This window comes from Pseudomonas sp. R38(2017) (assembly GCF_002112395.1).
In the GTDB taxonomy this organism is placed as follows: domain Bacteria; phylum Pseudomonadota; class Gammaproteobacteria; order Pseudomonadales; family Pseudomonadaceae; genus Aquipseudomonas.
Window position 1 is genome coordinate 264,036 of record NZ_NEHN01000009.1, and the last position, 23,607, is coordinate 287,642.

The following is a 23,607-nucleotide window of genomic DNA, read 5'->3' on the forward strand; positions in this document are numbered from 1 at the left end:
TCTAGTTGAGCCCGATAATCCAGGTTGTTGCGAACTTGTAAGCCAACGGTCGGCTATAGTTAATAGCCTTGGGGAATACCGCCTCCACAGGTGCCGCCATGCAAACGTTCAACCGGCTGCTGTTATCCGCCTGTCTGCTCGCCGCCACACAGGCGCAAGCCCTCGACAGCAACTTCAATTACTACGGGGCGGACCAGCCCTTCGCCCACCCCGCTCCGCCCTCGCTGAATGCACAGCCGCCGCGAGCGTTCGATGACACACCGCCGCGGGATTTCATCGTCATCCCGGATCGCCACGTGTTCCATGACTCACAACTGCCGACCGTGGCCGATGCGACGGTGCGGGTGTTTATCCGCACGTACGACGCCGAACGCGGCATCTACGTCAATGACGAGGTGCTGGACCCGACGTGCCTGCTGGAGTGCCTGAGTCCGCCGAATCCCCGGAGTAATGCGGTCTACCACTGACGCTTGTCCGGTCGCGCCAGGCCAAGCTTCTCGATGCGATAGCGCAGCATGTCGCGGCTCAGGCCCAACAAGCGGGCGGACTTGGTGACGTTCCAGTCGGTCTTGTCGAGCATCTTGCGCACCATGTCGCGCTCGACTTCCGGCAGATTCATCGACTCGGTGTTGCTCGCCGGGCGCGGCTCGAAGTGCGGCACCTCTTGATGCTGATGCAGCGACGGTTCGTCCACCAGGCTCATGCACACGTTCAACTGGTGCGCGGCGATGGTGTCGCTCGGTGCCAGCAGCACGGTCTGTTCGAGCATGTTGCGCAGTTCGCGCACGTTGCCCGGCCAGGTGTAATTGAGCAGCAACTCTTCGGCCTGCTGGCTGAAATGCAGATTCGGCTTGCCGTAGCGCTTGCCGTGGCTGGCGAGAAAATGCCGGGCCAGCAACAACGCGTCATCGCCCCGGGCATACAGGCGCGGCACCTTGATCGAGATGATCCGCAGGCGGAAGAACAGGTCGCGGCGAAACTTGCCCTGCTGCACCATCTGTTCGAGGTTGCAGTTAGTGGCGCTGATCACCCGCAGGTTGACCTTGCGCTCTTTCACCGAGCCGACCCGGCGAATGGTTCGGTCCTCCAGCAGCTTCAGCAATTTGGCCTGCAGCACCAGATCCATTTCGCCGATTTCATCGAGAAACAGCGTACCGCCGTCCGCCGCTTCCACCAGCCCGACGCGGCGATCCTTGGCATCGGTGAACGCACCTTTCTCGTGGCCGAACAGCTCCGATTCCACCAGGTTGGCAGGAATCGACGCGCAGTTGAATTCAATGAACGGGCCTTTGCTGCGCGCACCGTCGAAATGCAGCGCACGCGCCACCAGTTCCTTGCCGGTGCCGGTCTCGCCTTCCACCAGCACCGGCGGCAGATCGCCGTTGGTCATCCGGCGTTCGGCTTCGAGCAACTGGCCGATGGTGTTCTTCAGATGCAACATCGGCTCTGATTCGCCAATCAGCGCCTGCACCCCGGACTTTTGCGCCTCGCGCTCCTGATAAAACGACAGCGTGCGTTCCATCCGTTCGGTGGCCAGGGCCTTGTCCAGCAGCAGCTTGAGTTCCGGCAACGCGACCGGTTTGGTGACGTAATGAAAGGCGCCCTCCTTCATCGCGACCACCGCATCTTCGACGTTGCCGTAACCGGTCATCATGATCACTTTCAGATCCGGCGCGCTGATGCGCAGCTTCTGGATCAGATCGTGACCGCTCATGCCCGGCAGCGAGTTGTCGGTCAGCACGATGTCCGGCATGAAGCTTTCCAGTTGCCCCAGCGCGTCTTCAGCCGAATGGCAAACCGTCACCTCGAAGTCTTTGCGCTCCAGGTAGGTCTGAATATTGTCGGCCAACAGCTCGTCATCCTCGACCAGCAGAATGCTGTGTTCCATATTCCCCTCCCGATGCCACTTTAAAGTTGAGACTGACGCGGGTTCCTTCCTGCTCGCGACTGGTCAGCACGACCGAGCCCTGAAAACGCTCCATGATTCTTTTGACCAGTGCCAGGCCAACCCCGAGGCCGCCCTGCTTGGTGGTGAAAAATGGTTTGAACACCAGTTGTTGCTGCTGCGCGTTCATGCCTTTGCCGGTGTCCCCCACCGTCATGCAGACCTGGCCGGCGTGGGGTACATCAATCTCGACACTCAGCACGCCGCCCTTGGGCATGGCTTCCAGGGCGTTGGCGAACAGGCTATTGAGAATCTGCGTCAGCAGCACCTTGTGGCTGACCACCGGCGGGCAGTCCTGCAGGTTGAATCGCACCTCGACACCGTTGCGCCGGATCAGCGCCTCGAACGCGCCGAGGGAATCTTCCACGGCGGTGCGCAGCTCGAGCGCCTCGCCGTCGTCACTCATCGGCCGCAGCGAAACCAGCAACTCCCGAACCCAGCGCGACATGCGGTCCACCTGACTGATGATGTCGCCGATGTTGCGCTGGGCGCTCTGGCTGGCCACTTCCTGAGCCAGTTCGGCGCTGGAGCGAATGGTTGCCAGCGGATTGCGCAGGCTGTGGGCCACCGCCGAGGACATCTCCCCCAACGCAACGAAGGTTTCGTTGCTGATCAGTTGCTGTTGCTGGCTGTGCAGCAAGGTCGAGGCACGCCGCACGATCCAGAACAGGCCCAGGTAAATCGCCGCCCCGCCGAGAATCGTCGCCGCCCAGATCGAGGCAAACCCGCGGTCGATGCGATCCACCAGATCCGCCGGTTCCTTGTAGATCTCGACCATGGCGATGACTTTGCTTTTGTCGGCATTGAACATCGGGATGTAGTTCTCGATGAACAGATACTTGGGTTCCCGCGACAGTTTCTGCTCGGGTTTCTCGTCGTCGATCTTGTGATAGCTGGAGGACACCGGGACTTTCATTTCGAACGACTCGTCCAGCTCGTCATCGTCCTCGAACTTGACGCCGATGAGTTCCGGGTTGGTCGACCAGATCACCGACCGATCCAGGGCATAGACCGTCGCCAGCAGCACATCCGGCAAGTGTTCGACGTGATCGAGAAACTCGGCCCGGGCCGCGCCATGGGCCAGCGGATCGACGTCGGGAAAGTTTTCGTCCTGACGCGGGTCGAGCATTTCCCCCATGGTGCGCAGCGGCGTGATGCCGGCATGGCGCATTTCCGCATCGCCGATGGCCTGGACGAATTGCGCCGTCAGCAACGCATCGCGTTCGACGCTTTCGGTGACTACGAAGCGCGTGGAGATATAACCCAGCCCCAGCGCCACCGCGGCAATGATGAAAAAACTCGCCAGCGAGAACCAGCGCAGCAGATTGAACTGCGCGCCCCAACCCTTGATGGCGGCCGCCGCGACGTTTGGCGCCGGTGTTTGTTGTTCTTCCAGTCGTTGCATGGGGGTGCCCTGGCGTTTTTTTGTATCGAACCGGTTACAGCCACCTCTCGAATGAGTGTAGGTGGCTATCACCGCAATACAGGACTCAAAGTCACTATTTGGTCGCTAGCGCATACGGCTCACCGTTTCGCTGCTCGCGGCCGCACGGGTTGGCGCCAACGCCCCGTCAGCCAAGGGCTGCGTGGTCGGGTGCTGGCGCTCGGTTTCATCGCGCAGAAAGTCGATGATCGACTGCGCCGACTGTTCGTCGAGGCGCAGGTTGGGCATCGGAATCCGCTCGTATTGTTCGAACAGTTGCAGTGCGATCGGGTCCTTCTCCGCCAGTACCCGATCCGGTTCGCGGATCCAGCGGTTGAGCCAGGCCGGGTCACGCTGACGGGTCACGCCGATCAGGTCCGGGCCGATGTTGCGCATGCCGATGCCTTCACCGTCCTGCGGGCCAAGACTGTGGCAGGAGGCGCAACGGGTGCGGAACAGTTCTTCGCCGTTGCTCGGCGGACGAATCTGCGGCGCATTGGCGTAACTTTGCTCGATGCTCGGCTGCTTCCAGTTCTGCAAGGTGTTGGCCAGTTGATCGGCGAGGATCCACGGATTTTCGAACGGCGAGGCCTTCATCCAGCGCCCGGTGCTCTGATTGCCGACGATCAGGCTCAGGTTGTGATCCTTGGTGCGACCGTTGTCGACGCCCTCAATGAACAGCCCGAGTTTCTTGCGCAAGTCGGTGACGTCTTCGAATTCGCCGGTGAGGAATTTCCAGCCGGGGCCGACCTTGAAGCGTTGTGAATAGGCCTTGAGCACTTCGGGGGTGTCGCTCAAAGGATCAATGCTGATCGAGTAGAAAAAGATGTCCTGGCCGACCCGGTCCCCCAGCAGTTTCTGCACTTGGCGCAGGCGTGCGGTTTCCAGCGGGCAGGAGTCGCTGCAGGAAGTGAAGATGAAGTTGATCACCACCACTTTGTCTTTGATCAGGTCATCGAAAAAACGCACCTGCCGGCCGTCCTGATCGGTCAGCAGGGTGTTGGGGAAATAGTCGCCACCCCACGGGGTGGCGGATTCGCTGGCGCCTTCGGGCAGCGCTTGATGGGCGATGAGCACCTGACTGCCGAGCAGGCAGGTGACCAGCACCAGGATCAAGTGCATGCCCAGGGCGCGGGAGCGCGGCGTTGGCTGTGTCATGTCGGCTCCCTCCCTGCTCATGGCTTCACAGTCACTTGCGGACCGAAACCATCGCCCGTGCGGAAGGTCGGCAGTGCGGCGGAGTTGACGTAGCGCACGCCATCCCAGCTCGGCAGCGGCGTCGGCATCAACTGCAGTTGTCCGGGCTTCTCAAGGTCCCAACGCAGCAGCATCGAGTTGTCCTCATGCTGAGTGTTGTGGCAGTGCTCCATGTACGTCCCGGCGAACTCGCGAAAGTTGATCGCCATTTCCACGCTGTCCAGCCCGTCGGCTTCGGAGCCGATGCGATAGACGTCCTTTCGCGCCCACTTTTCCCACTCAGGCGGGGCCTTGCCGCCACGGCTGAGGATGATCCCTTCCTCGAAGTGCACGTGCACCGGATGGCTCCAGCCCTTGCCGCCAAGCTTGATGTTCCACACTTCCAGAGTGCCGAATCCGGCAGTGCCTGCATCGGTCGGGCCGCTGGCCAGTTTCGTTGACGCGTTCAACCGGCGTGGGTCCATGTGGAAGCCGAAGCCGCCATCGGTCTTGACCGTCCACGGTGCTTCATCGGTGCCGTCGCTGCGGCCGAAGGTGAAGGTGCGGTGACGGGCGTTGGCCAGCAGCGCCTTGTCGGCAGCGTTGTCGCGGTGGATCTTCAGCGGGATCATCACCATGCCTTCAGCCTTGCCCGGTTTGGCCGGTTCGTAGGCTGCCGGATCCATGGCCAGGTCCTGGCCGGTGTAGGCCTTGACGTTGAGCTGCAACACCTTGCCAACCACCGGATCGCCGCGATCCCATTGCGGACCCTTGCTGGTTTGTTTGATGACCGCCAGGTATTTCTCGGACAGCACATCGGCCAACGGAATCACCTCTTTCGGGCCTTTGCCGTCGTCCTGGGCCTGGAGGTTGACGAAGAACAGCTTGTCGCCCGGTTTGATGCCGTTTTTCGAGAAGTTGACGATGATATCGAAGCGCTCGGCGATGCCTTGAGTTGGCAGGATCGCGTTGTGGTTTTGCTTGTCGCCGTCGGCATCCAGGTCCATCGAGCCGTCGAACGGCACGCTGTGTTCCATGATGTTGCCGTCGTTGGCAATCATGTGGAACGGCACGCGGCTGTAGGAAACACCGGAGTTTTTCGGCCCTTGGAATTCACCGCTGGTGCCTTTGATTTCCCGTACCAGCGCGAGCTTGAAGTAGCGCGACACCGAACCGTTGAGGATGCGGAACCGATAGCTGCGTGCACGCACGTCGAGGGTCGGTTTCCACTGCCAGTTGACCAGCACCTGATCGCCGATGAATCCGTCGGTGTTGAACGGGTTGAACCACAACTGGCCTTCCTGATCCCAGGCCTTATCGGCGAACACCAGGTTGACGTCGTAGTCGCGGTTGCCCCACGGCAAGGCGCTGCCGCTGGGGAAACGCAGGTTCACCCCGTCGTTTACCGATTCGTTGCCGCGATCCAGGGCGCTGTAGTAGTTCATCATCGCCGCGTTGCCCTTGTAGACGTTCTGCGCGGTGAAATCGAGCATGTGGTCGTGGAACCAGTGGGTGCTCATGGTTTCGCGCCAGTCGCCACGAATCTTGATGGTGCCGTGGTCACAGGTCTTTTTCGCAGGCTGCAGGTCGTTGACCCACAGGGTTTCCCCCGGCGCGCACGGGAACGCCGCGCGTGGGTCTTCAGCCTTGGTGTTGATGCTGTCGTAACCGGCGAGCTGGATCGGCCAGCGATAGTCGTAATACTGACCGGGGAAGAAAAACGCGTTGGCATAGCCGTCGCTTTCCGCCGGCGCGTGGCCATTGTGCTCGTGGGTAGTGATCGTGTGCAGGCCGAAACCACGGTTGGCCGACGGATCGATCGGCAAGCCGTTGTAGTGACGCATCATCACCGGTTGCCCGTAGCGCACCATCAGCAGTTTTGGCGGCAGCGTGCCGTCGAAGGTCCACACCGAGTTGTGGTTTTGCACCGGCATCGCCGGGTGGAAACGTGCATCGACGCCCTTGGCCGTGCCATCCGTCGCCGGCACGCCGGCGACGTTGTGGTACAGACCGCCAGGGCCGAACTCACCGACGGCATAACCGTGCATCTGCCGGCTGTCACGCAGGCCGCCATTCAGACGCGCGCCGGTCTGCACAGTCTTGTAGGCGACTTGCGGGTAGAACTCGTTCCAGCGCTGATGAGCCCAGCCTTTTCCCGGTGGACGGCCTTCGGCGGAGGAGCCGATGTGACGGTTGAGGAACAATTCGATTTGCGACTGCCACGGGTTGCGGTCGACCACGTTGGAGAACTGGCTCGGGAACGGCGTCAGCCCGGGTTGCCGCAGGAACGCGTCCAGCGCGGCACCAGGGGGGGCGCTGCGGGCAACGCTGTTCGGGTCCTGGGCCGGTGCCGGTCCGATGGCGGCGGGCGGAAAGCCCAGCGGCGCGGCCGGGGTGGTCGGGTCGAGTTTTTCCGGGCCGAACTCTTCGAACAGTACGAGTTGCTGGGTGAACGGCTGCGCGCCAAACAACGGGCTCGGTTTGCCGTTGGTGGGGTAATTGAAACTTGTCTGCACGGTCGGCGGCAGGATGTTTTCCGAACGCGTGGTGTTGCGCGTCCCTTTCACCCCGTCAGGCAGATCGAAAGAATTTTCGTTGGCCTCGGGCATGGTCAGGATGGCGTTGAGGGCCGCCGGTTCATCGGCCGGCTCGTCATAGTATGCCGACGGGTCGGAGGCTTCCGGCTGGTTTTCGTCGTCGATCGGGCTCGCTCGGACCCCGGCCATATTGCCCAGAGCCAACATCAGAAAGACGCTCAAAGGCGTCAGAAGAAACAGCTTTTTGGGGTCACGCGTTGTTCTGTCCATCACCAGCCGCCTCATCTAAGGAAGGGGTGATGGTGTTTTGCAATTAGCTCGCCAAAGTATTAATCCCCGTTGAAACAAGCTGTTACAGACGCTGTTGGATTTCCCACTCCCCAGTGACCGGGGCCTGACACCCGCTACTGGGGGAAAGTTCACCCCAGCTTACTGAATGAGCTGAAACGCCAGACGAACGGTGGTGCCCTCACCTTCGCGGCTGTGCAGGGTCACGCCGCCACCGAAGCGCTCCATGATCCGTTTGACCAGCACCAGCCCTACGCCGAGCCCACCCTGCTTGGTGGTGAAGAACGGCCGGAACGCCATGCTGCGCTGTTCTTCGTTCATGCCTTTGCCGGTGTCACTGAGCATGACGCTGACGCCGCCGTTGTTTGTGGGTTCGAGGGTAATGGTCAACGTGCCGCCCTTGTCCATGGCCTCCAGTGCGTTGGCCAGCAGGCTGTTGAGGATTTGCGTCAGTTGCACCGGTTGGCTCAACACCATCGGCGTTTGTTGCGGATGAAACACCACGTTTACCGCATTTTTGGCGATCTGCTGTTCGAACGCGACCAGACTTTCGTGCAACGCCGCCACCAGGTTTACCGGCTCCGGCTCGTCATTGAGCGGTCGCAGCGACTGCAGCAGTTCGCGCACCCATTTCGACATTCGATCGACCTGACCGATGATGTCCTTGATGTTCTTCTGCGCCGGCCCCGCGTCGAATTCCAGGGCCAGCTCGGCGCTGGAACGGATGGTCGCCAACGGGTTGCGCAGGCTGTGCGCCACCGCCGAGGACATCTCGCCCAGTGCGACAAAGGTTTCATTGGCAATCAGTTGTTTCTGTTGCACCGCCAGCAGGATCGCCGCCCGTCGCACGATCCAGTACAACCCCAGATAAATCAGGCCGCCGCCCAGCGCGGTGGCCAGCCAGATCAGCGCCAGACCGCGACCCATGCGGGCGATCAGGTCTTTGGGTTCCTTGTAGATCTCGACCATCGCCGTGACGTTCTTGCCATCGGCGTCGAACAATGGAATGTAGTTCTCGATGAAGATGTAATCCGGCGGCACCACGAACTTCTGTTCTTCACGGCCCTTGTCGACGTTGTGGTAACTGGCCGACACCGGAATCTTCTCGTTGAACGCACGATCGAGGTCTTCATCGGCATGGATACGGGTGTTGACCAGCGCAGGGTTGGTCGACCAGATCACCAGGCGATCCGGCGCGTAAACGTTGGCGAGGATCACGTCCGGCAGATGCTCGATGTGATCGAGAAACTCGCCCCGGGCGCTGGCTCGGGCCGCCGGGTCGACGTCGGGAAAGTCCCGGTCCTGGCGCGGGTCCAGCAAGTCGCCCATGGTGCGGATATTGGGGATCGAGACGTGACGCACTTCCGCCGAAGCGATGGCCTGAATGAATTGCGCCGTCAGCAACGCATCACGCTGCACGCTTTCTTCGATCACGAAACGCGTGGACACCGTGCCGAGCGCCACGGCCACCGTGCCGATCACCGCCATGCTGATCAACGAAAACCAGCGCAGCAGATTGAATGGCTGCTTGCGCGAGCCCAGCCGCAGACTGCGCTCCTCGACCGGTAGCGATTTTGAATACATGTTCATGGCGGCGACTTCCCGATACGTCCCTATAAGTTTATAGCCCACGGTTGGGTGATTGCCCGGATGCGGGGGTTGAACGGCCCCACGATCACCGATCTGCAAATCCGGGTTGCCGATGGATCCCCACAACCCCCAATCCTGGGGACTGTCGCCCGATGGCCATACTGCAAAAAATCCCCACCCTCACTCACCAACCCTTGCACCACGGGCCTCTCCCGCCCATTGCCCGGCCGTTGGTATGGAAGTTGTAAAGCCCCTCTGCAACTGACCCACCCCCAAGGGGCAGGCACTTCGATAGAGGGATTAACTCATGCACCCTTTACTGTCCAAAACCGCGACCGTCCTGGTCGTGAGCGCCCTGGCCCAGGGCATTGCCCAGGCCGCTCTGTTCGCCGTCGATCCCGGACCCTATGCCCCGGCGACCGGCGGATTTGCCAGTTGGTATCAGGACACCCACGGACGCACCCTGGACCTGTGCCTGTCCAAAGCGCTCAGCTCGCGGGTGCCGAGTACGCCCGGTGCCCCTTCGTACATGTGCTCGCTGATCCCCGCGCCGGGAGTATTCGATGACACCCAGCCGATCGTCTTCCCGGGCAATTTTCCCGACGAAGCGTTCTGGTTCACCGCCGACGGCACCGTGGTCGATGCGGCCCGGGGCATCAACCTGTCCTATGGCTCGGCCGTCGAAGCGGCGTTCAGTGGCGGTGATCCGGTAGAGGGCGACCAGATCAGCTTCGCGCGCATCCGCATCCGGGTCGATGTGCCCACCGCCGGCACCTACGTGATCACTCACCCGTACGGCGTCGAAGTGTTCAACGTGGACACCCCCGGTCGTCGCGCGATCAACATGACCCGCGACATCGGCATCGGCAGCCCGAAAACCTACGACGGCGCGCTCAAGGGTGACGTCGGGCCGTTCCTGCGCAGCGTCAACGGGCCTTACACCGAAACCAACCCATTGACCGGTGCGGCCGAGCAGTTTGTCGGCGACCCGAACCTCAACGAAGCGGTGACCGGCAGCCCGTTCAACACCAACTACGTGCGGATCGAAGGCCCGGGGGGCATTGACCTGCGCACCACGACCTTCGCCGTGTCCGGCAAGTTGTCGACGGTGGTACGGCCAACCCCGCTGATTGCACAGCGCAGCACCTACTCGCGCAAACCCGGCGACAGTGCGCCGGTGGCCCAGCAAGACGTGTTCGTCCAGGCGCCCCCAGCGCCGGGCACCGCTGCCATCACCAGCAGCACACCCGTGGTGAACATGACAGAAGCCGACAGCACCGGCAGCTGGTACGCGCAATCGCAGGTCAACCCGACCTTGCCGACCGTGCTGCAAGTGACCGCCGACAACCACCTGGCGATCGCCACCAGTTCACCGACCACTCTGCCCATGCCCCTGACCGACCTGGTGGTGATCCAGCGCGCCGAGTACAGCCTGAGCTCCGGGCAACTGACCGTGGTGGCCTCGACCAGTGACGAAACCTCGCCACCGGTGCTCACCGCCACCTCCGGCACCGGCGCCGCCATTGGAGCCCTTGGCGGTGACGGCGCAGTGAAAACCCTGTCCACCGGGATCACGCCGATTCCACCGGCCAGGGTCCGGGTGACGTCGTCCAACGGCGGCAGCGATACCGAAGAAGTGGTCATCGTGCAATGAACGCTCACATGCCCAGATCCGCATCAGGAGGCATCATGAACAAGTGGCCACGCTTCGCGCTCAACGCGCTCGGGCTGACAATCTCGCTGACCGGCAGTGCGTTCGCGCAACTGGCCGCCGTCGATCCCGGCCCCTACACCTTCGCCACCGGGAAATTCCCGATGTGGTACCAGGACAACAATCAACTGTCGATGGAGCTCTGCCAGTCCCGCGCCGCCAGTTCGCGGGTGCCGGTCAGTACCCCGCCGGCATACATGTGCACCCTGCTGCCGGAACCGGGCGTGTTCGATGACACTCTGCCGATGGTGTTTCCCGACAACTGGCCACCGGAAGCCTTCTGGTTCCTGGCGGAAACCAACATCCCGAACAACGGCGCCGGTTTTGGTATGGACGCCTATGTCGCCGGGGTAGAAGCCGCATTTGCCTCGGGAAACCCGGTGGACGGTGATCAGCAAAGCTTCGCGCGGATCCGTATCCGGGTGAACGTCCCGGTTGCCGGCACCTACACCATCACCCACCCCTATGGCGTGGAAACGGTGACTGTCACAACGCCAGGCCGACGGGCGATCAACATCACCAAGGACGTCGGCATCGGCGCCCCCGGCAATTTCAGCGGCGCGCTTAACGGCGCCATCGGGCCGTTCCTGCGCAGCATCAACGGCCCGTACACCGAAGTGAACCCGGACACAGGCAACGTCGAAACCTTCGTTGGTGACCCGAATCTCACCGAAGCGGTGACCGGTAGCCCGTTCAATACCAACTTCGTACGGATCGACGGCCCCTCGGGTGCAGGCTCGATTCAGACTGCCCTGTTCACCGTCGCCGGCAAGGTCCTCGACAATCGTCAGCAGACCCATGTCGAACTTGATCGCGCGACCTATCGCCGGACCTCGGCGGGCGTGCGCACCGAAGTATTCGCCAAGGCTGACAGCAGCTCGACCCTGTGCTTCCGCGAAACGTTGGCGTTGCTGCCCGGCCCACCGCCGACGCCATGCCAGACCAGCCTGCTGGGTGACAACAACGGGCTGTTCTTCGGCCAGCGTCTGGGCACCGGTACCCTGCCGTCGGTGGTGGTCGTGACCGCGACCAACCCGGCCGGCACGACCCGTCCGACCGCCGTTTCGGCGAAGCTCACCGACGTGGTGAAAATCCAGACCGCCCGCTACAGCTGGGCCAACCACAGCCTGCTGATCGAGGCCACCTCGACCGATGAAGTCGCGGTGCCGGACATGGTTGCCCAAGGCTACGGACGCCTGTCGAAAACCGGCACCCTGCAAAAAATCACCGTTGCCGACCTGACTCAGCCTCCGGCCACCGTCACGGTCAAGTCCGCCGCCGGCGGCAGCGACACCGAGCCAGTGGTGGTGGTCGGTACCGCACCGGACACCGGCGAGAACCAGGCACCGCTGGCCGTTGCAGACACCGGCAGCACCAGCTTCGGCGTGCCGATCACCCTCAGCCTGCTGACCAACGACAGCGACCCGGACAACAACGTGCCGCTGACCATTACCGCGCTGACGCAACCGGCCGCAGGCCAGGGCTCCGTCGCGCTGAGCGGCACCACCTCGGTGGTCTACACCCCGCCAGCCGTGGTCAACACTCCGCTGACCACCACCTTCACCTACAAGGCCCAGGACAGCAAAGGCCTGGCCTCGGCCAACCCGGCGACCGTGACGATTACCGTTGCGCCCAACCGGCCACCGACCGCCGTCGCCGACAGCGTTGCCACGCTGGGTGTCGCAATCCCGATCAACGTCCTGGCCAACGACACCGATCCGGAAGGCAACACACCGCTGGGCGTCGCCAGCCTGACCCAACCGCCGGCAGGACGCGGCACGGTCAGCACCGACGGTACGGTGATCACCTACACCCCACCGGCCACCGTGACCACGGCCTTCACCACGACCTTCACCTACATCGCCCGGGACAGCTTCGGCGCCCAGTCGACGCCGGCCACGGTCACCGTGCAAGTGTCGCCACGGCCAGCGGCGGAAACCTTCACGATCACTACCTCGACCGTGCAGGCCCGTTCCGGCAACCGCTTCAACTGGGACTTCGCCGGCACTTCGTCGGTGACCACCGGCAATACCATCACCGTGCAGGTCACCACCCCGACCGGGCTGGTCACCCTCGGCACGACGACGGTACCGGTCACCGGACGCTGGCGGCTGACGCTCAACAACACCAACGTGGTGCCTTCGGCTAACCCGACCGCCACCATCCGCTCGTCCCAGGGCACCGTTCGCACCGTATCGGTGACCACGCTCTGAGCCCGTGCCCCACCCACCCCACACCGTTCAATGCGCAGTGGGTGGGGCCCGCTCAGCCCGGATTTCGGATTCAGGAAAACACAGGACAACGCCATGAACACGCCGACCGCCGCCCTGCTTTGCCTGCTCGCCCTGTGCGTCAGTGCGGGCGTGCGCGCCGACGACCTGATGGAAAACGATGACCTGGCGCCCAACAGCGCCGATCTCGGCGAACTGCCGCCCCCCGTGGGCCAGCAAGCCCTGATCGACCAGAACGGCCAGGTCAACCTTGCCCTGCTCTCGCAGAACGGTCAGTCGCTGCTGGGCAGAATCGTGCAGTCGGGCAGCAATCAGGAGGCGTACATCCTGCAACAAGGCAGCGACCTGATGGCCTTGATCACCCAAAACGGCTCCGGCAACGCCGCGTCCATCACGCAAACCGGCAGCCACAACCGTGCGCAGATTTCGCAAAACGGCAACAACAACGACGCCAGCATCGAGCAGGCGGGCACGGGGCTGCAAAGCGCCGTGACCCAGTCGGGCAACGGCATGAGCGTTTCGGTCAAGCAATATCGCTAAGCACTGCAATCATCGGAGAGTTCATCATGTTCAAACTGACGCCCCTCACCGCCGCCATCCTGGTCATGATCAGTGCCCAGGCCATGGCCGACGACAGCATTTCCACTCAGAGCCAGTTCGGCACTGCCAACATCGCTGATGTGAAGCAGACCCAGGCCCCGTTCAGCACCGCGACCCAGACCCAACTGGGCCAGGGCAACAACGCCGCCGCCGTGCAAGACACCGCCAGCAGCGTTATCACCCAGGACGCGGTCGGCGACTACAACGCCGCCTATGCCGAACAACTTTACGAAGACAATGGCACCATCACCCAGCAACAGTCCGGCGCCTTCAACACCATCCACGCCAGCCAGTCGCTGGGCTTCGGCTCACCCAACACCGCTCTGCAACAGCAGCAAGGCACCGGCAACTTCTCGTTCGTCTACCAGGACTCGCAGAACGGCAGCGAAGGCAAGACCTTCCAGTTCGGCGACAGCAACGAAGCCAACATCGAGCAACTGTACGAAGGCAGCGGCAACAGCTCGGTGATCACCCAGTACGGCACCGCCAACTACGGCACTGCCGAACAGGTCACCCACAACGGCGGGCAGATCGGCATCAACCAGGCCGGTGAAAACAACTACGCCTACGGCGACCAGCGCAACGGCACCGGCGGCAACATCACCATCAACCAGTTCGGTAACCTCAACGGCACCGAAATCTGGCAAGACTCGCAACTGGCCAGCCAGGCCACCGTCAACCAGTACGGCGACAGCAACGAAACCGTGGTCGACCAGAGCTATGGCGAAAACAACACCGCCGCCGTCACCCAGGTCGGCAACACCAACGCCATCTATGCCGACCAGTTCGAGTCGGTCAACTCGACGCTGTCGCTCTATCAAGTCGGCAACGGCAACGTGCATTACACCTACCAAAGCGGCGACGGTCACACGCTCAACGCCACGTCCGTGGGCAACGACAACAAGGTCTACGCCAGCAACTGGAAAGGCCCGCAACACGGCGGCCAGTTCGGCAGCAACCAGCGTGCGACCGTCAATCAGGCCGGTAACGGCAACATCGCCAGCTTCACCCAGGACGGCGTGGGCCACATCATGACCACCAACCAGACCGGGACCGGCAACAAAACCACGGTCAGCCAGGCTGATTCCTACAACGAGCTGTACTTCGATCAGAACGGCAGCGACAACATCCTCATCGCCGACCAGCGCGGCACCACCAACCTGGTTCAGGGCTCGTCGAACGGCTCGGGCAACAGCGCCGAATTCGATCAATCCGGCACCGGCAACCAGGCCTACACCGCGCAGCTATACGGCAGCGACAACATGATCACCGTGAAACAGGCTGACACCATGAACGTGGCGTACGTGACCCAGGGCGGGACCGGGAACATTGCCAATGTGGATCAGAGCGGGATGACGCAGACCGCGAATATTCAACAGTTCGGGTCGGCAAACCAGGCGACGGTTTTGCAGCAGTAAGGGTTGGGTGTTGGAAAACCGCGACCTGTTGAGGGTCGCGGTTTTTTTTGCGCTGAGGCTCGAGTGGCGTCCTACGGAAAACATACCGTTTTCAGAAAATCGGGGACTTTTCTGACGAATTCTGGCGGTTGGCCGTCGGAAGTGCAGGCTCTAGGATTTGCCGGGACAACTTGATCCTCATGGAGCTTGGCCAACATGCAATTCATCCAGACAGCGACGACAGCGATACCGTTCGACCCACTGTGCCCGGTGGTTTCGGATCTTGATCCCGAGGAGCAGGCTGCGAGTTATGACCGTTGGTTTCGTGCCGAAGTACAGGCTTCTCTCGATGATCCGCGTCCGAGCATTCCGCATGACCAGGTGATGGCCGAGATACATGCCTTGATGGAATCAATGCGCAAAAGGGCTGATGCTAATTGAGATGAAATATGCGGCTTACAGCGGCTCGAGCCTTCTTGCCGTCTGCCTCGTAAAGCCCCTGCAACAAAGCCTGATCAGCTAACCGATGGAGGCGAAAATGGTTGTAGAAAGCTTGTCCCAATCGCTGGTTATCAAAAAAACCCATTTCCCACAGGCCCAAGAATTCTGCATACGTAGCGCTGTCGATTTCCAGTGGCGGTGAAAGGTCCATGCACTCCTCAAAAATAGTTAGTCGTCAGGAAGCAGTAGAGTAACCAAAACCGGCATTGCGCTTTTCTACTTTTCGCATTGCCACCGGAAAGCACTTACCCCGCCTCATGTTTTCTTCGTTTCTCCTCCATCAGGGCCGACATTTCAGCCATCACCTGCTCATTCGGAATGCTGGGTCGTGGGTCATCGATTGAAGCCTGTACTTTGGCACGCAACCAGCGGTCATAGCTGGCAGCCTGCTCTTCGCTTTCGAAATCTGAAACGATTGTGGAGATCAGGGAATCCATGGTGACTCCAGTTTGAATGTGAAAAACGCGACCCCATTTCCGGGTCGCGTTCTTTATTGGGGATGGTGCTGGATCAACCCTTCAGCTCGACGTGATCCAAGGCCTGATTTACGGCCAGCTCACTCAGCATGAGGATCTGCGCGATCCCCAGCGCGGTCTTGCGGTGGGCGGGGTCGAGGGCGGCGGCGAAGTTGTTGAGCATTTCGCTGGCGGAGCCCAGGGACTCGCAGGCGTTGGCGAGCAGGGATTCGGTGTTGTAAGCCGGGTTGGCGAGGTACATCGGGGCGGGTTCGTTGACGCTGCCCATGATGTGGGCGCCGGGGCAGAGGTAATGATCCAGGGCGCGTTCGGCGGCGTCGTGGAGTTTTTTCGAGTTGATGGAGGTGTATGGGGAGGTTGGGTCGGTTTCGAGGCTGGCCTGGTTTTCGGGTGGGTTGGGTGTTGGTTTCTTCATGATTTTTTACCCTGTATGACGGTTATAGCTGGCCCTATTCGGTTTCCAAGCGAATAGGTGGCAGCTGTACGCAGGCTGGAAACCCGGGACAGAGCAACCCGGCAGACACGAGGTCTCCTACGCACAGCCGCCATAACAAAGTGCACACCATGAAGGTGCGCAGGATACGTTATGAATGGCGCTTGTGCGCTCTGTTGTTACGCGGGTTTCCATGCCCGATCGCTGAATTGGCAGCGACCGAAACAGGCTAGAGCCCGCGCTTCCGACGGACAACCTGAAAACCTTGTGGGAAGGATCGCCGAAACAGACACAACTTTTAAACATTCAAGAATGGAACGCGGAGCGTCCCGGCTGCATTCCCACGCAAAGCGTGGGAACGATCAAAGCAAAAGCAGTCTGCTTTCTGCCTTTCGCCTTTCGCCTCTCACCACTCAACACAATGAGCGTTAGCTCGAGTACCGCTCTTGACGTGCCGGCCCCATCGGAAGGCTGAGTGGAGGGATTTATCCGGGGGGTGGGAGCGCAGCGACCGTTCGACGAAGTCGAACACATCGAGAGGAGGTGCAGCGAAGCAAACCGGAGGCGATGCCCCCGGATGAATCCCGGAGCGAAGGAACCCCGAGCCCCAGCGAGGGGCCGAACGCCGGGGCCCAGCGTTTTGGTTCCTTTTGGGCGTTTGCAAAAGGGACTCGCCGTAAGGGCGAAACCGCCAGCCGCAACCCCCGAAGAAACGGATATTCACCCAAACCACCCAGAGAACCTGGTCGGCCCAAAGGCCGCCAAGTTCACTCAGCCTCAGGATCCACCTTGTTCTGAGTCAAATACCGATTCAAAGTCTCATCCCCCGCAGGCGAAGAATTATCCCCGGCAACCTGCCACAACCGCCGCTCAATCCCCTGCGCCAGCAAATGCCCCACCGCCGCCTCGATCGCCGACAACACACAAAGCTGAGCCGGCTCATTGGTCGTGTACCCCGCCTCAGCCTCGAGCAACTTCTTGAACTCGATAAACTTGAACACCCCGGCGCTGCGTGCCACCGAATAAATCGTCTTGCTGGTCATCACATTCGCCAACACCTGCCCGCTGCGCACATCCACCGCGCGCAAATTCACAGTCACCTGATCCACCCGATACTCCCGGGTCAAATCAATCCCCAGATACCGCGCCCCTTCCCCACCGCTACGCACGTTAGTGTCATAAGCGATGATCCCACCCTCGAGCATCATGTTCGCCGCCTGCAACGGTGGCAGCTCACCCTGAATGTTCACCGGCGTATTCGGCTTCTTCTGCGAAGCCCGAATGATCTTGCGTTCAGTCAGCAGGTTCTGCAGCCCTTCCCGTTCGAGCACCACAAACCAGCCGCTGGCCTGCATCGCGTCCATCAGCATGGACGCCGCGCCCTGGGTCACGCTGGTGGAAAACGAACTCGCCGGCGTCGGTTTGTACTGTCCGGTCTGGTCACGGAAGCCGTACACCACCGCCATCAGCCGGCCCTTGGGTCGCGGCATTTTCAGCAAGTCGTAATAAGTCGAGGCCCTGGGGGTCAGGGTCGGGGTCTCGGTGTCCTGCTCGGCCGGCATCGGCTCGCGCAGACTGCACCCTTGTAATGCTGCCAACATCAGCCCTAGCGCTATTATTTTTTTCATGTCCATCACTCCCCGGAACCGTCATCCCGTCATGGATTGAGGCCGTTCACCTGAATTTCGGAAACTTCGCCACTCGCTCGGTCGGTCACTTCAATCGTGAGTGCCCCCGAGTCATCAACGACGTTGACGATAAAAGCGTCGGTAGACAGGCTCCCCGTGTTGCCGGTGGAGATGTTGTCCAGCAGTTGCCCCAGCAACCGCGACTGCAATTGACTGGTGAAACGTTCGAGTGCCGAGGTGCCGGCCACCGTCGAGCGCTTCTTGAGATCCGGATCGTCGTGGTCGTTTTGCGCCTGGGCGTTGTTGAGCAGCCAGGTGCCGTTGAGCGGGTTACCGCCGAACGACGGGTTGACCGGCGTGTAGACCAGTTCGGTGGCCTGGACAGCAGCGGCGCCGACGAGCCCGATCAATAAACCCGGGATCCACAATCCGTGGCGCCGTGAGAACGTTGTCGTGTTCATAGTTCGTCCTTCTCAAGGTCGGTGGTGTCCTGCAACAGGGCTTCCAGCTTGCGCCGGACGACCTCCAGGCGAACCGAGTCGGCGGCCTCGTAGGCCTCGTCCTTCAGTTCCACGGTGTTCGGCGGCAGGAAGCGCCGATACACCAGGCGTTGCTGATATTCGACGGTCACCAGGCTGCCCCAGCGCGCGTCGGGGCGCTCGCGCACCACCAGGTTGAAATCCATGCGGCTGGTGTCGCGCAGGCGTTCGCTGAACGAGTAGTAAAAGTCGTGGCCGATGTGCGAGATCGTGTCGTCGACGATGAAGCCCATCATTTCGTCTTCCTCGCTGGCACTGATACAGCAGGCCACCACCGACAAGATCAACGCACACCACCACTGGCGGCTCATGGCTGCAACGCCTGCGGCAGGGCCGACTGGCCTTTGACCGGGGTTCCGTTGCCAGGGCCGGTACCATCGAGGAAGGCCTTTTCGGCGACGAACTGCCAATCCGAATAACGCTGCATGCCTTCGAAATCCGACCATTGCGACGGGAAGTCCGCCTGCTTCAACGGCACCTCGGTCGACGGGCTGTTGATCCCGGTGATGCGTCCGTCAAAGCCGCGTTGCAACGCCCATTCGCCGCCGCCAATCGGGTCCGGATAGAGCTGGCGCAGGTGATGCCGGGGCTCCGGAAAACGTTCATCCTGCAGCAGGTCAGCCAGCTCTTTCGGGTACTGCGCCAGCCCCGGCGAACTGCGGTAATAGCTGCGCAGCGCCTGGGCGTATTGAGTGCCGACCCACAGCAGTTGCTTCTCGCGATCGCGGCGCGACACCGTCGACCACAACTCGCCGGCACTGGCCAGACCCATGCCCATGATCACGATCAGGAACAGCACGCCCAGGTAGGTGAACCCGCCCTGCTCCACGCGCTTACCACTCGGAATACTGACTGCCATCGCGCGCCCTCCCGGTAGCACCGCTCTTGATGTCGGCCACGCCGCCCGCCACACCTTCCGGTGGTGCGACCAGCACCCACTGGTCATTGCGTTCGGTGATCGGGTCCAGTGGCGTGTTGCGCAGGTAACGCAGTTCCACCAGTTGTTCGAGAGAATCGGGATAGCGCCCGGTATCGCCGTAGTAGTGATCCAGTGCCTCGCGCATGGCCGACAGACTCTGGTGCAACGTGGTCTCTTTGGAGGCTTCGAGACTGTTGAAATAACGCGGCAAGGCAATGGTCATCAGGGTCGCGATGATCGCCATCACCACCATCAGTTCGAGCAAGGTAAAACCCTTTTCCCGGCGCATGAGAATCACCACTCGCGATAAGCGATGCCGTTGAGGCCACGGCCCTTGGCGTGGGAGTAGACGTCGAACACGTCTTCGCCATCGCGCGGGTTCTGGGCCGAACTATCGTAGGCCCGCAGGCCCCAACCGCCGTTGTCGTCACGCTTGGCCGGCACCAGCGGATCCCGCGGTATCCGGCGCAGAAAATAGAACTTCGCCCCCTTGGCACTGCGCACGTCGCGCACGCCTTCGACCAGCACCTTGAGGTTCGGCGGATAGCCGCTGCTGTTCAGCGACTTCTCGATGTAGCCGGCATCGAAGGCACGCTTGTAGGCGTCGATGCCATCGCGGATCTGATACAGCGCGGTGCGCAGTTCCTGCTCCTTGCCACGCCGCACCAGGGTCTCGGTCAGCGGCGCGGCCATGCCGGCCAGCAGGCCGATCAGGGCCAGCGTCACCACGACTTCAATCAAGGTAAAACCGCGCTGGGAGGCGTTCATGATCAAGGCTTCTCGACGGTGACACGGGTAGTTGCCACGGCGGCATCGCCAATGGCGCGAGGCTGGGCGGCCGGGGTTGGCATCACGTAGTTCTGCGAACGATCCGGCGCCTGAATGTGCATGCTGGTTTCGGTGCCGGTGGGGAACTCCATGTCCGACGGGCTCTGGTACGGCAGGTTGCGCACGATTCGTGGCGTGATCGACAGCACCAGTTCCGACTTGCCGATGGTGTCCTTGTTGCTGCCGAACAACCGGCCCAGACCCGGAATATCGCCGAGACCCGGAATCTTGTTGCCGGTGGCGCCATGGTCGTTGCGCACCAGACCGGCGAGGATCTGGGTTTCACCGTCATGCAGGCGCAGCGCAGTCTGGGCGTTGCGGGTGTCGACCTGGACCGGGATCGTCCCCTGGCGGGTCGGCTCCAGCGGTGTGGCGTTGCTCACTTCCAGCGCAATCTTGATCGCCACTTCGTTGTTCAGGTGCACGGTCGGGGTCACTTCAAGCTTCAGACCGACGTCCAGATACGTGACGCTTTCGGTGATCACCGGCCCCTGAGTGGACGGCACCGACGTGGCACTGATGATCGGCACGCGCTGACCGATATGAATGCGCGCCTGCTCGCGGTTGCTGACGCGGATCACCGGGCTGGCGAGGGTGTTGATGTCGTTGTCCTGTGCGTTGATCTTGGCCTGCGGCGAGGGCGTGATCGAGATCCGGTCGGAATTGATGCCCTTGAGTTGTCCCAGCAAGGTCACTGCCGAACCGTCGCCGTTGACCACGCCGAAAGTGCTCGGCCATTGCAGACCCAGGTCGAGAATGCGCTGGGTGGCGACTTCCATCACTTCCACTTCCAGCACCACTTCCGGGTTGGACTGATCCTGGGATTGCAGGAGTTTCTCGGCCATGCGGATCGCGTCTTCGGTGTCGCGCATGGTCAGGGTGTTCAGGCGTTCGTCGACGAACACGTCGCGGGTCTTGAGCATGGTCTTGATCATGTTCAGCGCGGTGTTGGCGTCGATGCTGGTCAGGTAGAAGGTGCGCATCACCAGCTCTTGATAATCCTTGAGCTTCTGCGGCGAATCCGGGTAGATCAGCAGGGTGTTTTCGTTCACCACTTTCTGGTGCAACTGGTTCTGTTGCAGCAACAGTTGCACGGCGTCTTCGATGCGCACGTCACGCACGAAGATCGTGGCTTTCATGTCCGGACGCAGGTCCTTGTCGAAGATGAAGTTCAAACCGGCGACCTGCGACAGCACTTCAAAAATGGTCTTGAGGTTGGCGTCGCGAAATTCCAGGGTCACCGGGCGGTCGAGCCGGGTGCGCAGTTGCGGGTACTGGATCACATTGCGGCTCTGCACCAGGCGGATGTTGCCTTGCAGCTCCAGCGCACCGTCGTTTTTAGGGTCGAGTTCGAGGATCTGTTTGACCTGGCGGTCGGCGCCGTAGATGTCGCCCCGACGCAGGTCGCCACGGGCCAGTTCGAGCTTCTCATCCATGCTGCGCAGGTAGTCGAGTTGACGCAGGGCATCCTGGGCGCGGCGGTTGTTCGGTTCGATGGTCAGCACCCTGTTGTAAGCCAGGCGTGCGTTGGTGAAGTCACGGCGGGCGCGGTCGGTGTCGCCGGAAGTCAGCAGCGCGGTGATCGCCTTGGCCCGGCCGCTGTTGAGCAGCAGGTGCAGCTCGGTATCCCGTGGATTTTCCCGCAGGCCTTCCTGGATCCGGGCCAGACCCGCCTCGTACTGCCCCTGATCGATCAGGTCGGCGGCTTCCTTGTTGGCGACCTGCGCGGAACTGCACGCGGCCAGCCCGGCGCACAGGCCAAGGCTCATCAGCAAACGGGATCTGTTCATTGCGTACTCCCCACAGACAAGGTCTGCGACAAATGCAGAGGCAGGTAGACCAGGCTCAGTTCCGCGTCGGAAATCGCCGCGATCTTCCAGGTGTCGTCGATCACATCCCCGTTGCGCACGACGTAGATTTTTTCGCCGTCCTGCAAAAACACTTGCAGGTCGCTGCGGTCATGCAGGCGGCCGACGAACTGGAACGGCACCGGTGGCAGGCTCGGGGCTTGCACCACCGGGGTCGGGTTGACGGGTTGTTCGGTGACGCTGGCCAGCGTCGGCGCAGCCTTCCAGGATTTGCTCGCAAACAGGTCGCCGGCCGGGCTCAGGTCCTTGATCGGCGCTGCGCCAGCCTTGACATTGCTGGCGGGCAAGGCACCACGAGCGGTGGCTTTGGCCGGGGCCGAGACGGCGACGTCAGTGGCGTCCGCGTCGTCGCTCGGCAAAAAGTATTCGGGCAACCAGGCCAGCGCCGCCGCCACGCCGAAGAACGCCACCCACCCTGTTACGCGCTTGGTGTTCATCACGACCTCGACAGGTAAAGGGTCATACGGATCCGGCCGTTGAGGTCGGTGTCAGCGATCTTCTTGCGTTGAAACTCGACGTCTTCCACCACCACCGCCGGCAACTGGCCGAGCAAGGCGTGCAGGAAGCGGCGCAGTTGCGGGTAGCTGCCGCGCACCGGCAACAGGATCTGGTAGCGCGCCAGATGGGTCTTGGGATCGACGCCGAGGGCGTATTCGCCACGCGCCAGGGTGATGTGTTCCTGCGCGGCCAGGGCGTAGATGCGGTCGATGGCGACGGTCGCTTGCGGTTGGGCCGGCAGCTTGTTGCGAAAATCATCGAGCTGACGTTGCGGCACCACTGGCGGCGCGATGCTGCCGTCCTCGACCTTGGCCAGGTACTCGGTGGCCTCCTGGGTCTGCTGGCTGAGCTGTTGCAGCGATTGCCAGCCCGGCAGCAAGCCGACCAGTGCCCAGATCAACGTCGCCAGCAGCAACGCCAGCCCGGCCAGACCCGGAACGCCAAGGCCTTGCAGGTATTCGTGGACGATCAGTCTAGGGATTCGCATCGCCCATCTCCCAGGTTGCCGACAGGTTGAACTGCACCGGTTGCTCCGGCGATTTGACGACGATTTCGTGGCTCAGCAGTGACACGTCGGACAGCTCGTCGCTGGCCTCCAGCCGTTTGTGGAAATCCAGCATCGCCTGCAGATCCCGCGCTTCGGCGCTGATTCGCACCTGACCCTTGCGGGCATCCGGGGTCAGGGTCAGCAAGGCGATGTCGTCACGCGGCATGGCTTCGAGCATGGCGAACAGGCGTTCCCAGGGGCGACGCAGTTGCTGCGAGACCTTGCGCATTTCGGCGAGGTTCTGCGCCTGCTCGCGGGTTTCCGCCGGGCTCAAGGTTGTTTTGGCGCCGCTGTCGCCGGTGAGCTGGCGCTGGGTGTGCTGCAAGTGACCTTGCTGCTGTTCGGCCTGGTCGCCGAGGTGCTGCTGCACGCCGAAGCACACCAGCGCAAGGAATACGCCGCCGCCGAACAGGCTCCAGCCCAACGGGCCTGAACGCGGACGAGGCTGGAAGTCGAGGTTCAAGGCACGCAT

At 61.8% G+C, this 23,607-nt stretch carries 24 protein-coding genes; 6 read left to right on the forward strand and 18 right to left on the reverse strand.

Annotated features, from left to right (window positions below):
- The first annotated feature begins 98 nt into the window (after window positions 1–98).
- Entirely contained in the window at window positions 99–467 is a 369-nt protein-coding gene (locus CAF87_RS23065; RefSeq protein ID WP_085733214.1) for a hypothetical protein, read from the forward strand.
- Here the strand turns inward: CAF87_RS23065 and CAF87_RS23070 are convergent.
- The 5 genes from CAF87_RS23070 to CAF87_RS23090 all read right to left on the reverse strand — a co-directional run bounded on the left by CAF87_RS23070 (window position 458) and on the right by CAF87_RS23090 (window position 8,959).
- Window positions 458–1,888: a sigma-54 dependent transcriptional regulator gene (locus CAF87_RS23070; RefSeq protein WP_085733215.1), complete on the reverse strand. Its 1,431-nt coding sequence runs from the start codon at window positions 1,886–1,888 to the stop codon at window positions 458–460. The genes CAF87_RS23065 and CAF87_RS23070 overlap by 10 nt on opposite strands.
- Window positions 1,857–3,350 (reverse strand): ATP-binding protein, encoded by a 1,494-nt coding sequence (locus CAF87_RS23075; RefSeq protein WP_085733216.1) that lies wholly within the window; start codon window positions 3,348–3,350, stop codon window positions 1,857–1,859. The genes CAF87_RS23070 and CAF87_RS23075 overlap by 32 nt, the downstream gene beginning before the upstream one ends.
- Before the next feature lie 105 nt (window positions 3,351–3,455).
- Entirely contained in the window at window positions 3,456–4,526 is a 1,071-nt protein-coding gene (locus tag CAF87_RS23080) for an SCO family protein (RefSeq protein ID WP_371850987.1), read from the reverse strand.
- Between the two features lie 17 nt (window positions 4,527–4,543).
- Complete coding sequence (locus tag CAF87_RS23085; RefSeq protein WP_085733218.1) at window positions 4,544–7,351, reverse strand: multicopper oxidase domain-containing protein; 2,808 nt, start codon at window positions 7,349–7,351, stop codon at window positions 4,544–4,546.
- Between the two features lie 159 nt (window positions 7,352–7,510).
- Window positions 7,511–8,959: a sensor histidine kinase gene (locus CAF87_RS23090; RefSeq protein WP_085733219.1), complete on the reverse strand. Its 1,449-nt coding sequence runs from the start codon at window positions 8,957–8,959 to the stop codon at window positions 7,511–7,513.
- A 307-nt stretch (window positions 8,960–9,266) separates the two neighbouring features.
- On the opposite strand from CAF87_RS23090, the gene CAF87_RS23095 reads away from it, so the two are divergent.
- The 5 genes from CAF87_RS23095 (at window position 9,267) to CAF87_RS23115 (ending at window position 15,339) form a co-directional block, all read left to right on the forward strand.
- The gene (locus CAF87_RS23095) at window positions 9,267–10,613 is read left to right on the forward strand and encodes a hypothetical protein (RefSeq protein WP_085733220.1); all 1,347 of its coding nucleotides are present in this window, start codon (window positions 9,267–9,269) and stop codon (window positions 10,611–10,613) included.
- Window positions 10,614–10,648: 35 nt separating this feature from the next.
- Window positions 10,649–12,883, forward strand: a complete 2,235-nt coding sequence (locus CAF87_RS23100) for an Ig-like domain-containing protein (RefSeq protein WP_085733221.1) — start codon at window positions 10,649–10,651, stop codon at window positions 12,881–12,883.
- 93 nt (window positions 12,884–12,976) lie between these two features.
- Window positions 12,977–13,441, forward strand: a complete 465-nt coding sequence (locus CAF87_RS23105) for a curlin (RefSeq protein ID WP_064595177.1) — start codon at window positions 12,977–12,979, stop codon at window positions 13,439–13,441.
- A 26-nt stretch (window positions 13,442–13,467) separates the two neighbouring features.
- A complete protein-coding gene (locus CAF87_RS23110) occupies window positions 13,468–14,919 on the forward strand; it encodes a curlin (RefSeq protein WP_085733222.1) in 1,452 nt (483 codons plus the stop codon).
- A gap of 195 nt (window positions 14,920–15,114) precedes the next feature.
- Window positions 15,115–15,339 (forward strand): antitoxin, encoded by a 225-nt coding sequence (locus CAF87_RS23115; RefSeq protein ID WP_085733223.1) that lies wholly within the window; start codon window positions 15,115–15,117, stop codon window positions 15,337–15,339.
- Here CAF87_RS23115 and CAF87_RS23120 read toward each other — a convergent pair.
- From CAF87_RS23120 to CAF87_RS23180, 13 genes are all read right to left on the reverse strand, one after another.
- Entirely contained in the window at window positions 15,332–15,550 is a 219-nt protein-coding gene (locus CAF87_RS23120) for a hypothetical protein (protein ID WP_085733224.1), read from the reverse strand. The two genes, CAF87_RS23115 and CAF87_RS23120, sit on opposite strands and share 8 nt — an antisense overlap.
- 94 nt (window positions 15,551–15,644) lie before the next feature.
- Window positions 15,645–15,836 (reverse strand): antitoxin, encoded by a 192-nt coding sequence (locus CAF87_RS23125; protein WP_085733225.1) that lies wholly within the window; start codon window positions 15,834–15,836, stop codon window positions 15,645–15,647.
- Between the two features lie 73 nt (window positions 15,837–15,909).
- Window positions 15,910–16,290: a DUF6124 family protein gene (locus tag CAF87_RS23130; RefSeq protein ID WP_085733226.1), complete on the reverse strand. Its 381-nt coding sequence runs from the start codon at window positions 16,288–16,290 to the stop codon at window positions 15,910–15,912.
- Window positions 16,291–17,075: 785 nt separating this feature from the next.
- Complete coding sequence (locus tag CAF87_RS23135; RefSeq protein ID WP_085733227.1) at window positions 17,076–17,936, reverse strand: CsgG/HfaB family protein; 861 nt, start codon at window positions 17,934–17,936, stop codon at window positions 17,076–17,078.
- Between the two features lie 29 nt (window positions 17,937–17,965).
- Window positions 17,966–18,397 carry a curli assembly protein CsgF gene (locus tag CAF87_RS23140; protein WP_085733228.1) on the reverse strand — a complete coding sequence of 144 codons (432 nt, stop codon included), beginning with the start codon at window positions 18,395–18,397 and terminating at the stop codon, window positions 17,966–17,968.
- Entirely contained in the window at window positions 18,394–18,786 is a 393-nt protein-coding gene (csgE, locus tag CAF87_RS23145) for a curli production assembly/transport protein CsgE (protein ID WP_085733229.1), read from the reverse strand. Before csgE ends, CAF87_RS23140 begins: the two co-directional genes overlap by 4 nt.
- Window positions 18,783–19,334 carry a type II secretion system protein gene (locus tag CAF87_RS23150; RefSeq protein WP_085733230.1) on the reverse strand — a complete coding sequence of 184 codons (552 nt, stop codon included), beginning with the start codon at window positions 19,332–19,334 and terminating at the stop codon, window positions 18,783–18,785. Before CAF87_RS23150 ends, csgE begins: the two co-directional genes overlap by 4 nt.
- Window positions 19,309–19,683: a type II secretion system protein gene (locus CAF87_RS23155; protein ID WP_085733231.1), complete on the reverse strand. Its 375-nt coding sequence runs from the start codon at window positions 19,681–19,683 to the stop codon at window positions 19,309–19,311. Before CAF87_RS23155 ends, CAF87_RS23150 begins: the two co-directional genes overlap by 26 nt.
- Window positions 19,684–19,688: 5 nt before the next feature.
- Window positions 19,689–20,162, reverse strand: coding sequence for a type II secretion system protein (locus CAF87_RS23160; protein ID WP_085733232.1), 474 nt, complete (start codon window positions 20,160–20,162; stop codon window positions 19,689–19,691).
- Window positions 20,163–20,164: 2 nt separating this feature from the next.
- Window positions 20,165–22,012, reverse strand: a complete 1,848-nt coding sequence (locus tag CAF87_RS23165; protein WP_085733233.1) for a secretin N-terminal domain-containing protein — start codon at window positions 22,010–22,012, stop codon at window positions 20,165–20,167.
- Window positions 22,009–22,527 (reverse strand): hypothetical protein, encoded by a 519-nt coding sequence (locus CAF87_RS23170; protein WP_085733234.1) that lies wholly within the window; start codon window positions 22,525–22,527, stop codon window positions 22,009–22,011. Before CAF87_RS23170 ends, CAF87_RS23165 begins: the two co-directional genes overlap by 4 nt.
- Window positions 22,527–23,075: a GspMb/PilO family protein gene (locus CAF87_RS23175; protein ID WP_085733235.1), complete on the reverse strand. Its 549-nt coding sequence runs from the start codon at window positions 23,073–23,075 to the stop codon at window positions 22,527–22,529. The genes CAF87_RS23170 and CAF87_RS23175 overlap by 1 nt, the downstream gene beginning before the upstream one ends.
- Window positions 23,062–23,607 carry a PilN domain-containing protein gene (locus CAF87_RS23180; protein WP_085733236.1) on the reverse strand — a complete coding sequence of 182 codons (546 nt, stop codon included), beginning with the start codon at window positions 23,605–23,607 and terminating at the stop codon, window positions 23,062–23,064. The genes CAF87_RS23175 and CAF87_RS23180 overlap by 14 nt, the downstream gene beginning before the upstream one ends.